The organism is Micromonospora sp. NBC_01739 (genome assembly GCF_035920385.1).
GTDB lineage: Bacteria > Actinomycetota > Actinomycetes > Mycobacteriales > Micromonosporaceae > Micromonospora.
In genome coordinates, this window is record NZ_CP109151.1 from 3,007,063 (window position 1) to 3,019,762 (window position 12,700).

General features: G+C 69.5%; 10 protein-coding genes and 1 pseudogene. 4 read left to right on the forward strand and 7 right to left on the reverse strand.

Annotated features, from left to right (window positions below):
* Window positions 1–27: 27 nt before the first annotated feature.
* Complete coding sequence (locus tag OIE53_RS13265) at window positions 28–1,539, reverse strand: deoxyguanosinetriphosphate triphosphohydrolase family protein (protein ID WP_327026906.1); 1,512 nt, start codon at window positions 1,537–1,539, stop codon at window positions 28–30.
* 59 nt (window positions 1,540–1,598) lie between these two features.
* Here OIE53_RS13265 and OIE53_RS13270 point away from each other — a divergent pair, with 59 nt between their 5' ends.
* The gene (locus tag OIE53_RS13270; RefSeq protein WP_327026907.1) at window positions 1,599–3,998 is read left to right on the forward strand and encodes a Tex family protein; all 2,400 of its coding nucleotides are present in this window, start codon (window positions 1,599–1,601) and stop codon (window positions 3,996–3,998) included.
* 121 nt (window positions 3,999–4,119) lie between these two features.
* Entirely contained in the window at window positions 4,120–4,551 is a 432-nt protein-coding gene (locus OIE53_RS13275) for a hypothetical protein (RefSeq protein ID WP_393340044.1), read from the forward strand.
* 122 nt (window positions 4,552–4,673) lie between these two features.
* Here the strand turns inward: OIE53_RS13275 and OIE53_RS13280 are convergent.
* Both OIE53_RS13280 and OIE53_RS13285 read right to left on the reverse strand, forming a co-directional pair.
* Window positions 4,674–5,462, reverse strand: a pseudogene (locus OIE53_RS13280) (NAD-dependent epimerase/dehydratase family protein); the annotation flags it as partial.
* Complete coding sequence (locus OIE53_RS13285) at window positions 5,459–6,094, reverse strand: sugar transferase (RefSeq protein ID WP_327026909.1); 636 nt, start codon at window positions 6,092–6,094, stop codon at window positions 5,459–5,461. The gene OIE53_RS13285 and the pseudogene OIE53_RS13280, both read right to left, overlap by 4 nt.
* A 115-nt stretch (window positions 6,095–6,209) precedes the next feature.
* Between OIE53_RS13285 and OIE53_RS28475 the strand changes: the two genes are divergently transcribed.
* Entirely contained in the window at window positions 6,210–6,449 is a 240-nt protein-coding gene (locus tag OIE53_RS28475) for a hypothetical protein (RefSeq protein ID WP_393340049.1), read from the forward strand.
* Window positions 6,446–7,696: a glycosyltransferase family 4 protein gene (locus OIE53_RS13295; RefSeq protein ID WP_327026910.1), complete on the forward strand. Its 1,251-nt coding sequence runs from the start codon at window positions 6,446–6,448 to the stop codon at window positions 7,694–7,696. The genes OIE53_RS28475 and OIE53_RS13295 overlap by 4 nt, the downstream gene beginning before the upstream one ends.
* Before the next feature lie 22 nt (window positions 7,697–7,718).
* Here OIE53_RS13295 and OIE53_RS13300 read toward each other — a convergent pair whose 3' ends face one another.
* From OIE53_RS13300 to OIE53_RS13315, 4 genes are all read right to left on the reverse strand, one after another.
* Entirely contained in the window at window positions 7,719–8,900 is a 1,182-nt protein-coding gene (locus OIE53_RS13300) for a polysaccharide pyruvyl transferase family protein (protein ID WP_327026911.1), read from the reverse strand.
* Window positions 8,876–10,075, reverse strand: coding sequence for a hypothetical protein (locus OIE53_RS13305; RefSeq protein ID WP_327026912.1), 1,200 nt, complete (start codon window positions 10,073–10,075; stop codon window positions 8,876–8,878). The genes OIE53_RS13300 and OIE53_RS13305 overlap by 25 nt, the downstream gene beginning before the upstream one ends.
* An 89-nt stretch (window positions 10,076–10,164) precedes the next feature.
* Window positions 10,165–11,328 carry a hypothetical protein gene (locus OIE53_RS13310; RefSeq protein WP_327026913.1) on the reverse strand — a complete coding sequence of 388 codons (1,164 nt, stop codon included), beginning with the start codon at window positions 11,326–11,328 and terminating at the stop codon, window positions 10,165–10,167.
* Window positions 11,329–11,426: 98 nt separating this feature from the next.
* Complete coding sequence (locus OIE53_RS13315) at window positions 11,427–12,689, reverse strand: glycosyltransferase family 4 protein (protein ID WP_327026914.1); 1,263 nt, start codon at window positions 12,687–12,689, stop codon at window positions 11,427–11,429.
* Window positions 12,690–12,700: the final 11 nt, after the last annotated feature.

A 12,700-nucleotide genomic window follows, 5' to 3' on the forward strand; every position in this document is an offset into this window, starting at 1 on the left:
GGGGTACCGGCCCGCTGAGTCACGACCTCACAGCACGAAGGCGTCCGTCCACAGGGCACCGGAGCGGCCGGAGAGGGCGTCCAGCATGGCCACCGCCTGCCCGTCGGTCAGTTGGGCCACGAAGTCCACGATGGCCCGACCCCGGGCCCGGCCGATCCGATCCGGGGTACGCGGATGCAGTTCCGCCTCGGCCAACTCGACCAGGTCGTGCAGGCGTCGGGGCAGCCGGGACTCCTCCTGCGGATCCAGCAGCCACTCCAGCAGCGCCTCGACCAGGGTGCCGAGCAGCCGGGCCTGACCCCGCTGGTGCAGGGCCAGGTCCGGGCGGGCCAGCACGAACCGGTGGTGGACGAACTTGAGCACCTGCACCTCGTGCCACTGCGGTGGGGCCAGCAACACGTGCCCGGAGCGCAGCGAGGGCTTCTCGGTGAGGGTGATCGCGTCGACCAGCCGGGTGGTCCACCGGGCGGAGAACCGGGCCACGTACTGCTCCGCCTCGATCGAACCGTCGAACGGCATGGCCAGCAGCCCCTCGACCAGTTCCTCCCGGACGTGTTCGACCGCCGCGGCGAAAGCCTCGTCGTCGGCCACCCAGCCGTCCTTGTGGTGCAGGTGGCGGCGCAGCCGTTCGATCGCCGCTCCGGGACGACGGGCCGAGGTGGCCAGGGCCGCGTCCGTGATGGCCCGCAGGTGCCCGCCCTCGCGCTGCCAGGCCATCAGTTCGGCGGCCACCGCCCCCTGCTGGAGCACCCCCACCCGGTAGAAGTCCTCCACGTCGTGGATGGCGTACGCGATGTCGTCGGCGATGTCCATCACGGAGGCCTCGACGGTCTGCTGCCAGTCGGCGATCCGCCCGACGAAGGGTGCCCGGGCCTGCCGCAGGTCGTCCAGCTCGGTGCGGTACGCCCCGAACTTCGCCGAGCCGCTGTCCGGGTCCTCCGGCAGCGGAGCCGCCCCGCGCGGCGGAGGGTCCATCAGGCGGGGGTGGGGGTCGGGGTGGTCCAGCCGGGTCCAGGGGTACTTCAGCATGGCCGCCCGCACCGCCGCGGTCAGGTCCAGGCCGGTGGTCGCCGCCCCCCGGATCTCGGTCGAGGTGACTATCCGGTACGACTGGGCGTTGCCCTCGAAGCCGTCGGTGAGACCCAGCCGGTGCCGGGCCAGCCGGTCCAGCACCCGCTCCCCCAGGTGCCCGAAGGGCGGGTGACCTAGGTCGTGGGCTAGGGCGGCGGCCTCGACCACGTCCGGGTCGCAGCCACCCAACTTCTCCGCCAGATCCCGCTGCCAGTCGTCGGCGGTCAGGCGTTCGGCGATCGCCCGGGCCACCTGGGCGACCTTGAGGCTGTGGGTCAGCCGGTTGTGCACCAGCAGCCCGGACCCGCCGGGGCTCACCACCTGGGTGACCCCGGCCAGCCGGGCGAAGAAGGGCGAGCCGACGATGCGGTCCCGGTCGGCCCGGAACGGGCTGGTAGCCAGGTCGCCGAGGGCCCGAGCGCTGCCGCCGAACAGTCGCCGCGCCCGGGGCTCCACAGGTGCTTCCATGATCGCCACGGTAGCCCGGCAGAATGCACGGCGGAACCCACATCAGAAGGCGGAGCATCGTGACCCTCTCTGTTCATCAGCGCATCGCCGGGGAGCTCGGGGTCGCCGAGCACCAGGTACGCGCGGCCGTCGACCTGCTCGACGGCGGCGCCACCGTGCCGTTCATCGCGCGGTACCGCAAGGAGGCCACCGGGCTGCTCGACGACACCCAGCTGCGCACCCTGGAGGAGCGGCTGCGGTACCTGCGCGAGCTGGACGAGCGGCGGGCCGCGGTGCTGGAGTCCATCCGCAGCCAGGGCAAGCTGGACGAGACCCTCGAGGCGCAGATCATGGCCGCCGAGTCGAAGTCCCGGCTGGAGGACATCTACCTGCCGTACAAGCCCAAGCGGCGCACCCGGGCACAGATCGCCCGGGAGGCCGGGCTGGAGCCGCTGGCGGACATCCTGCTCGGTGACCCGACGCAGGACCCGAAGACGGTGGCGGCCGGTTTCGTCGACCCCGACAAGGGGGTGGCGGACGCGGCCGCCGCGCTGGACGGGGCCCGGGCCATCCTGATCGAGCGGTTCGCCGAGGACGCCGACCTGATCGGCACCCTGCGGGAGCAGATGTGGTCGCGGGGCCGGCTGGTGTCCCGGGTACGCGAGGGACAGGAGACCGTCGGGGCCAAGTTCGCCGACTACTTCGACTTCGCCGAGCCGTACCCGAAGCTGCCCTCGCACCGGATCCTGGCCATGTTCCGGGGCGAGAAGGAAGGCGTACTCGACCTGACCATGGACCCGGAGGCCGAGGGGGACGCCGATGCGGTCGTCACCGGCCCGACCCGGTACGAGGCCGCGATCGCCGGCCGTTTCGGGGTCACCGACCAGGGGCGGCCGGCCGACAAGTGGCTGACCGACACGGTGCGCTGGGCCTGGCGTACCCGCATCCTGATCCACCTCGGGGCAGACCTGCGGATGCGGCTGTGGCAGGCGGCCGAGGAGGAGGCCGTCCGGGTCTTCGCCACCAACCTGCGGGACCTGCTGCTCGCCGCCCCGGCCGGTGCCCGACCCACCATGGGGCTGGACCCGGGTCTGCGTACCGGGGTGAAGGTGGCCGTGGTGGACGCCACCGGCAAGGTGGTCGCCACGGACACCATCTACCCGCACGAGCCGCGTCGGCAGTGGGACGCCTCCCTGGCCACCCTGGCCACCCTGGCCGCCGCGCACGGCGTCGAGTTGATCGCGATCGGCAACGGCACCGCCAGCCGGGAGACCGACAAGCTGGCCGCCGACCTGATCAAGCGGCATCCCGAGCTGAAGCTGACCAAGCTGGTGGTCTCCGAGGCGGGCGCCTCGGTCTACTCCGCCTCCGCGTACGCCGCCCAGGAACTGCCCGGGCTGGACGTGTCGCTGCGGGGTGCGGTCTCCATCGCCCGCCGCCTCCAAGACCCGCTGGCCGAACTGGTCAAGATCGACCCGCGGTCCATCGGGGTCGGGCAGTACCAGCACGACCTGTCCGAGGTGAAGCTCTCCCGGTCACTCGACGCCGTCGTGGAGGACTGTGTGAACGCCGTCGGGGTGGACGTCAACACCGCCTCGGCGCCCCTGCTCACCCGGGTCTCCGGCATCGGCGCCGGCCTGGCCGAGAACATCGTGCTGCACCGGGACGCCAACGGCCCCTTCCGCACCCGGGCCGAGTTGAAGAAGGTGTCCCGGCTGGGCCCCAAGGCCTTCGAGCAGTGCGCCGGCTTCCTGCGCATCCCCGGCGGCGACGACCCCCTGGACTCCTCCAGCGTGCACCCGGAGGCGTACCCGGTGGTGCGCCGGATCCTCGCCTCCACCGGTCAGGACCTGCGCTCCATCATCGGCCGCAGCGCCATCCTGCGGGGGTTGCGCGCCACCGACTTCGTGGACGACACCTTCGGTCTGCCCACTGTCACCGACATCCTCGCCGAGTTGGAGAAGCCGGGCCGCGACCCCCGCCCGGAGTTCAGGACGGCGACCTTCGCCGAGGGGGTGGAGAAGATCAGTGACCTGACCCCCGGCATGGTGCTGGAGGGGGTGGTCACCAACGTCGCCGCCTTCGGCGCCTTCGTGGACGTCGGGGTGCATCAGGACGGCCTGGTGCACGTGTCGGCGATGTCGCGCACCTTCGTCAAGGACCCGCACGAGGTGGTGAAGTCCGGCGACGTGGTCCGGGTCAAGGTGCTGGACGTGGACGTGCCGCGCAAGCGCATCTCGCTGACCCTGCGGCTGGAAGACGAGGCCGAGCCGGGCACCGGCGGGCGACGCGACCGCGACAGCCGACAGGGTACCGACGGCCCGCGTGGCGGGCAGGTCACACGCGATGGGCAACGTGGCGGGCAGCGCGCAGCCCGCACTGGCGAGCGTGGCGGACCACAGCAGCGGTCGGGGCGGGCGGCGCCCAGGCCGGCGAACGACGCGATGGCCGAGGCGCTGCGCCGAGCCGGCCTGGCATGAGGACGACGGAGGCGCTGTCGAGCGAAGCGGTCACGGATCCAGGTGGCGACGCAGGTCCGCTCGACAGCGCCTCCCGGGGCACCGGAACCAGTCAGCCTGGTTGGCCGCGTACCGTGTCGGTGTGGCGGACGACGGCATCGAGTGGCGGGAGCGGCAGCGTCGAGCAGTGCGGGCACACGCCGACGCGGACGCGCGGCAGCGCGCGGCCGAGCAGGCCAGGGCGGCGGAGTTGGTGGCCGAATTCGCGGCCGAGGCGGCCCGACGCGGTCTGCGCACCGACCGTCTCACCGCGACGTCCTACGACGGACGCCGCCGATACCGCACTGCGGTCAGCGGCTGGTACGTGGACCGGGCGCGGACCCGGGCGGTGGACACCGAGGGTCGTTTCTACCTGCTGGTCGTGCCGTCCAGCCTCCGGTCCCGGGTGCTGGGCAGCCGACCGGAGCCGTCGATGCCGCCTCTGGTTGTGGGCGCAGGCGGGCGGGACGGTGAGTCGCTGCCGTTGGCGACGCTGCTGGAGCGGCGTCTCGCCGCGGGCGACGACTGGCGGTGACTCGTCTCGGCGCCGGTCGGGCCGTCCCGGTTGATGTCCGTCCAAAGTTCGGTCAACGAGTCAGCTAGGGGATGCATCGGCACCCAGTCAAGGATGCGCTCGGCCCGAGCACGGTCGGCGCACATCCACCCGACCGCAGCTGACCTGGCCGCTTCTGGCGCGAACGGCCCTGCGGCCACCACGCCCGCGTAGCCGGCGGTCTCGGCAAGCTGGTCGATGGCGGTGCTCAGCGAGAGCGCCCGGCCGCTGCCGATGTTGAATACCCGGTCACCGGCAAGTTCGGTGCGAACGGCCGCCCAGGTGGCGCTGGCGACGTCACGCACGTCGATGAAATCCCGCCAGGCGGCGTGCAGGCCGAGGTCCACAGTCTCCGCTCCGGCGCGGATGGCTTCCCGGAACAGGAGCGCGGCGCGCGCGAGCAGGAAACTCTTCGGCATGCCCGGCCCCACCGGGTTGAAGACACGCAACACCCGCCCGTCCACCCGACCGGCCGAACCGGCGAGCTCGACCAACGCGGTCGCCGTGAGATGGCTGAGGCCGTATTCACCGACTGGGCGGGCCGGATCGTCCTCCCGGACCGTGTGCCCGTGCGGTACCGGTCCGTACTCCGCAGCCGAGCCAATCCTGACCAGTCGCGCCTGCGGGGCTGCCAGGGCGATGGCGTCGATGAGTTTGGCTGTCACCATGGTGTGTGCCTGAAGCAGTTCGGTGGCGGTGCCGAAGGTCCTACCTGCGGCGATCACGATGGCTTCGGGGCGGACCCGGCGCAGCAGCCTGACAAGTGCACCGTGGTCGATCTCCGCCAGGTCACAGTCCTGTCGGGTCGGGGCCAGCACTTCGGCGTGCGCGGCCAGGCAGGCGTGGATGTGCCGGCCCAGGAAACCACCGCCGCCGAAGAGGAGCACCTTCATCGGGCGCTCTCCGAGGTCACGCCCTCCCGTATCTTCGGCGGACCGGTGTACTCGTGCCAGGTGGCGGCGCCGGGGGCGGCGATGCCCTCCCGGCGGACGACGACGCGGACGGTCGCCGCCAGGATCCGGAGATCAAGCAGCAGGGACCTCTCGTCCACGTACTCGATGTCGTACGTGAACTTCTCCTCCCACCCGATGGCGTTGCGCCCCCGTACCTGCGCCAGCCCGGTGATCCCCGGCCGGACATCATGTCGACGTGCCTGCTCGGACGTGTAGAGCTCGAGGTACTTGACGAGGTGCGGTCGGGGACCTACCAGGCTCATCTCACCGCGCAGCACGTTCCACAGCTCGGGCAACTCGTCGAGGCTGCTGGCACGTAACCACCGACCGACCCGGGTGAGTCGCTCGGCATCGGTCACCAGCCCGCGCGCCGGGTCGACCTCGTGCATCGTCCGGAACTTCACCAGGTCGAAGAGCGTGCCGTGTCGGCCCGGTCGGGTGTGGCGGAACAGCACCGGCCTACCCATCGTGGCCAGCACCACCAGCGCCACGACGAGCATCACCGGCGCGGCGAGCACCAGGAGAAGGCTCGCGGCGACCAGGTCGAAGAGTCGCTTCAGCGGGTCGTACATCCGGGTTCGGGAGTTGCGATCGGGAGCCGCGTCATTCGTCACATTCAGAGTTCTACCGGCTCTCGCTACTACATCTCGGACACCACTCCGTTCCCAGTTCCCACAATCGCAACAGATGCGCTGTATGGTCGATACGCCTGATTCTCAAGCAATCGAAGGATTCTTCATGATTGTCGCCATTGCGACAGGCTCAGGTGGGTTTCGCCGGTTGTCCGGTGAACTGGCCTCGTACACCCATTGGTCGGTGGATGTCCGCGACCGCGACGGGCTCGCGAAGATCTTCGCCCGCTACGGCCGCGACATCCACACGGCGAACGTCGACAGATGGCTTCCGGGTGCGGCGGTGGCGCGTTGACCAGGATCGGCATCATCTCCCAGTGGTACGACCCGGAAGGCGGCTCAGCCGTTCTCCCGGGGATCATCAGCCGGTCCTTGGTCGCGCTCGGTCACGAGGTGCACGTACTCACCGGCTTCCCGAACTACCCGTCGGGCAGGCTGCACCCGGGATACCGCCTCCGGGCATACCAGTTCGAGATGATGAACGGCGTCTCCGTACATCGGGTGCCGCTGTTTCCCAGTCACGACGGGTCGGCGGTCAGGCGGACCGCCAACTACCTCAGCTTCGCCGCCTCGGCGGTGGCCCGGCTGGACCTGCTCCGCAAGGTCGACGTCTGGCTCGTCTACTCGTCACCGGCGACCGTGGCGCTTCCCGCGATGGTGGCCCGGTGGCTGCACGGACGCCCGTACGTCATCCTGGTCGAGGACATGTGGCCGGACACTCTGGCGGAGAGCGACTACGTGCGTCCCGGCCGTGCCCTGGATCAGATCGTCCGGATCCTGCACCGGTTCTGCAACGCCAGTTACCGCCAGGCCACGCACGTGGCCGTCATCGCGCCCGGCATGGTCGACATCCTCGCCGAGCGCGGTGTCCCCCGGGACAAACTCTCGGTCGTCTACAACTGGGTCGACGAGCGCCGCTTTCGCCCCCGGCCCCGCGATCCGCAGCTGGCCGAATCGCTCGGGCTCTCCGGCTTCGTGGTGATGTACGCCGGCAGCATGGGAAACCTGCAAGGGCTCGACGTCGTGATCGACGCCATGGAGCACCTGACCGACATCTCGGACCTGACGCTCGTGTTCGCTGGCAGCGGGGTGGAGGAGCAGCGGCTGCGCGAGTTGGCCAGCGGCTACCCGCCCGGCCGGGTGGTCTTCCTCGGTCAGCAACCGCTCGAACGGATGATCGAGCTGATGCCGCTCGGCGACGTCCAGTTAATCTCTCTGCGTGACCGGCCGTTGCACCGCAAGACCATGCCGAGCAAGGTGCAGAGCTCGCTCGCCTGCGGCCGGCCGATCGTCGCCGCCCTGGCGGGCGACGCGGCGCGGCTCGTCGACGAGTCCGGCGCCGGTTTTGTGGCACCACCCGGTGACCCCCGCGCCCTGGCCGACGCGATCCGCCGGATGTACGAGTTGGGCACCGAAAAACGCCAGGAACTGGGCCGGACCGGCCGCCAGTTCTACCTGGAGCACCTCTCGGAGCGGATCGGCAGCGTGGCCCTGGCGAATCTGCTGGAGCAGGCGCGGGGCCAGGACCCGCTGCGCCGTTAGGTGGTGTGGTCGGCGTCCTCGGTCACTCTCGTACCATCACGTTCCGGAATGAACGGCCGAGACGCCGATAGACGTTGACCGCGGTGCGTGACGTCTGAAGTCGCAACTTGTCGCTGTTCGTGAGGACGGCACGGGTGACCGCAAACTGCCCGGAGAGCGCCTGTCGAAGCCACGGCAGCACGACGTCGGCCGCGCGCGGGACAGAGTTCGGCTCCACCGCAGGTGCCACCACCTGGTCGTACGTCTTCAAGCCAGCGAACGGTTGGCCGAAGAACGCCGCCGTCTTCGGCGCGTACGAGATCGGGAAGATCGGCACACCGAGTGCCGCCCACAGCGCGCTCGAATGCAACTTCATCGAGACGGCGACCGAACATCCGGCCATCGCCTCGGCGAAATCGAGCACGTCCGCGCCCAGGTACGGGACGACATCCGCTTCACGGCCACCGAGTTGCCGACACACCTGCTCGGTAAAGGCCACGTCCACTCCGCTGGCACTCGTCTCTAGGACGAACAGCCGAATGTTCCCGACACCGTACGCCTCTGCGACGCGTCCGATGTGGCGGGCGGTGCCGATGGGGTCGAGCCCCGGCCATCGGCGTAGCGCCACCCCGAGCAGGCCTTGACCGTCTGCCGAGAAGCCGCGCCGACCGATGCCGAGTCGAGTGAGAAATGCGGAGTCGACGAAATCCCGGCACCGGCCGACGCGCCAGCCAAGTCGCTGTTCGGCATAGGCGACCGAGTCGTCATCACGCAGGTAACACTCGTCGAACGGGGAACCAAGCTGGTGCAAGCGCCGCTGCCAGTAGTCGCTCAACGGGCCGAGGCCGAGGCCGACGGCAAGCACCGGAACCGCCGGATGGTGCCGCGGCAGAAAGCTGAGCCAGTGGTAGGGGGTGTGCGGATGGTGGCTGGTTTGCAGGAGACCACCGCCGCCGAACAGCACCGCCTGACAGCTTTGGAAGCTGAGTTCGCTGCGTCGCGAGCCGGGTAGGTCTCTGGTCGGACGTACCGCTTGCGGGCTCAGGTCACGACCGATGCGTGCGGAGACCGCAGGCCAGTTGACGGGCCTTCCGAAACTGAGATGCCGGACCGCGACGTCGTCCCCTGTCTCCGTGGCCGCCACGACCGCGGCAATCATGATCAGGTCGTCCCCGAAGTTTCCCGCCTCACCGAGACAGATCAGCCCGACGGTTGGTCGCGCCATCGCTTCTCCCTTTGCACATCGAGGGTCAGGTAGCTGACACACCAGCAGCTCGCGCTGACCACGACGATCAGGGCAAGCCCTCCGGCAGCGCCGTACGCGCCGAACAGGACACCGCCGGCGACGATCGAGACGACTCGGATCGGGCCGAGCACCCCGCCGATCAACAGAGCCCGCCCCCCGGCTCCCTGCACCCGATGCCCGGCGAATCCGACGAGCGCGATCGGCGCCAACAGAACCTCGACGGCGATCAACGGCAGCAACGGCCGGGCCACCGCCCAGTTGTCCGCGAGCAGCGCCGCACCAGCCCGGTCCGGCAACAGGCAGACGCCGATCACCACCGGGGCGCTGAGGGCAATCGTCAGGCCGACCACCGGCCCGGCGGTACGCAGCCGCGTACGGACTCCCCGGGGGCGGCTGCGCGCGAGAAACGGGACGATCAACGAATTGAGCGTGGCGGTCAGCAGGGCCACCGGCCCGAATACGGTCCGGGCCGCACCCAGCGCCCCGACGACGGCGACGCCGGCAGCGCCGCCGACGACGGCCAGTCCGGTCAGGGCCAGTTGCGCGGACCCGGTGGTGACCAGGAACTGCGCCGCAAAGATCGCGGAGACCTTGGTCCGCCGTCGATCGAGGTTCCATCCCGGCCGGACCGGATACCGCTGACCGACGGCGGTGAGAACCCCGATGAGGGCTCCCGTGGTGGCCCAGGTCGCGAAGACCAGAACGGGCGTGATGGGCAGAACGAGGGCTGACAGCGTGATCGTCAACACGCACCCGGTCCACAGCCCCTCCTGCACCACGGCAACCCGGGTCTCGCCTGCGCCGAGGCTCATCGCCTTCACGTAGTCGTACAGCACCAGGCCCGGCAGCATCCCGCCGGCGATGGCGAGGTACGACGATCCGTGACCGACCCCCACCACCACGACCACTGCCCCCGTCAACACGCCGAGCAGGCAGGCTCGGCGGGCTCCGTACGCCGCCTCGGCCGACGAAGGTTCCGCGCGCTCCGCGAGAACCGACTCCGTAACCGTCGTACGCGACAGCCCGGTGACCAGCACGTAGATCGAGAACGCGAGGGCGAACTGCCCCAAGCGACCCAGCGGTTCACCACGAGCAACCGACACCGACACGGCAAGGTTGCCGATACTGGACAGCCCGTTGACCGCAAACGCCACGACGGCACGCCGCCCGAAGGAGCGCCCGGCCGGAGATGACGCGGATGCCCGACCTCCGCCGGTCGCGCCACGGAGATCCGCCGATGCGGTCAACTGGCGTACCCGCTGGCGGCAGGCGGGACAGGTGCTCGGGTCTGCCTGGTCAGGTAAATGATCAGCAAAACCGGCAGCGCAGCGACCGAGTACTGCACAAACGCGATCATGGACTCGGGGTAGGTGGCCGACCAGACGAGCGGAGTTGCCATCACGAAGCACAGGTAGGAGAGCCGCACCGGTCCCGGCGCGCCCCGGATCCGCATCAGCGCGACGACGGCGAGCGCCCAACCGCTGTAGAAGAGGATTACCCCCCAGGGGCCGTCAAGAAAGTAGATGGTGCCGAGAGCGAGGAATGTATAGGCGGACGTAGGGCTTCCACCGAGGAACTCGTTGATCCGCGCGCCGGTCGACAGCGCCGGCCGATCCGGATCCAGTATCCGGGGCACAACGCCATACCGAACGATTTCCGGCAGGCCGGGACGGCCGATGTCGACCGGCACCTCGTAGTCACTCGCCCGCGAGACCTGAAGGTCGAAGCGGAGTCGGTCGCTGGCACTGATCCTCTCGTCCACCGCATACCCGCCCCCGACCCTGACTTCGTTGCGCTGCGCGAAGATCGTCGGCCAGACGAGGAACAACACAAGCACAGCGGCGATCACGAAGCGTGGGCGGACCACACCACAGATGGCGGTCACCGCGAGAAGAAAGGACAGGAACCCGATCAGCGGGGCCGAGATTGCCGTGATCAGTATGAGCACAACCTGGGTGGCGACGAGGAGGGTCGCCCACAGCAGGAAACGCAGGTGACCCACGTGGCCCCCGAGCAGGCTCGCCAGCAGCAGGGCGACCGCGAGGTAGCGCCATCCCGAGAGAGCGGAGGTGACGAAGGCCGCGGGTGATGAGGCCAACTCGCCCGCAGCCTGGGTGAAGACAGTGCCACGGCCTTCCAGCGCACCGACCACGTCCGCGACGATGCTGACGACAGCGGTCAGCCGGGCGAGGAGGAACAGGTGTGGGTAACCGGCGTTGGCCTGTGCAAGGCCGCGCTGCCAGTCACCGCGCTTGCCTATCCGGCTGCGAAAGGCTAGTTCCACGGCCAGGGTACTGGCCAGGGCCAGCCCCAGCAGGCTCAGTATGAACCCGGTCTTCGGGTTGCCGTGGAACACCGCCATCGGAACCACAAGGATCGCGTACGGTGCCAGGATCACCGCAGTCACCGGGAACTGCTGGAGCAACCCGGTGAGTCGGGAGGTCTGCCGCCGGGCGATCCGATGCTTCCCCCGTTCCCTTGAGGGCTCGACCGCCGCTGGCGCGCTCACCGCGTCTCTGCCCCGTGCGCGAGCAGCCGATCGTACGTGTCGATGAAACGGCGGAGCGTGACGTGCCGGGAAAAATGTTCTTCGCAGCGGCGGCGAGCTGCGGTGGCCATACTGGCACCGGCGCCGTCGAGGATCTCGTGCACCCGCGCCGCCACTGACCGGCTGACATCGGCCGCGGGTTCCAGCGGAACCAACCAGCCGGTCCGTCCGTCGGCGACGCTCTCGCGCGCGCCGTAGGTGGCCGTGACCACGCTCGGAACCCCGCAGGCCATCGCCTCGATGACGGACAGACCGAGGCCCTCCTCGTAGGAGGTCTGCAGAAACACCGAGGCACTACGGTAAAGCTCGACCAGTTCATTGACCGGAACATCGGCACGCACCACGATCCGCCGGTTCAGCCCGAGATCGGCGATGAGCGCGCTGATCGAGGGATCCAGGCGTCCCTTTCCCGCGAGCACGAGCGGGGGCGCGTCGGGCCGATCACACACGAGCTTCCCGTACGCGCGGACCATTCGGTCCAGTCCTTTACGTGGGTCGGCGAGTCGACAGACCGAGAGCAGGTGTCCATCGGCACGCCAGCCGTCGGATGGCGGTGAGAAGATGGTCGTGTCGACGCCGGGAGGCGCGAGCACGACGTTGGAATGGCCGGCTGTCCTCATCCAGTCGAGGATCACCTTGTTCTCGACGAGGACCGCGTCGGCCGCGCTCAGGGCCGACCTCTCGATCCGTGCGGTGATCCGGGTCATCATCGCTCGCCAAGCGGCTACGGCGGACGCTCCCGCTTTCGGATATGAATCACGTTCCCACTCCACCAACGTCGCCATCTGGATCACGACCGGCGGGCCGGCGTTGAGAATCGGTGCCGCCCACGCGGGCGAACCGCAGACAACCTGGATGAGGTCGTACCCCGCCAGCGCCTTGGTCAACTCACGTCGTGGCCGGTACCGCATGAACTCGAGTTCGACCGCATTCGCACCCCAATACCATTCGTCCGGCCTCTCCCCTTTGCGCGTGAGCACGCTCGGCTGCAGCCACGACCGGGGCGCCAGAATGCGCCGGCTGGAACTGTCCCGATACGACATCGCCAAATCGTGTATGTCCACGGCGTACCGACCGCTCGCGGCAAGACCCTCGCAGAGCCAGCTGACAACGCTTTCCACGCCGCCACTCCTGTGCAGCCCATGGGTGACAACCGCAACGCGACGCGTCCCCTCCCTGATGGGAAGAAGGTTGGCCCGATCCTTGACCGGCTGGTTCACCGCTATCTCCC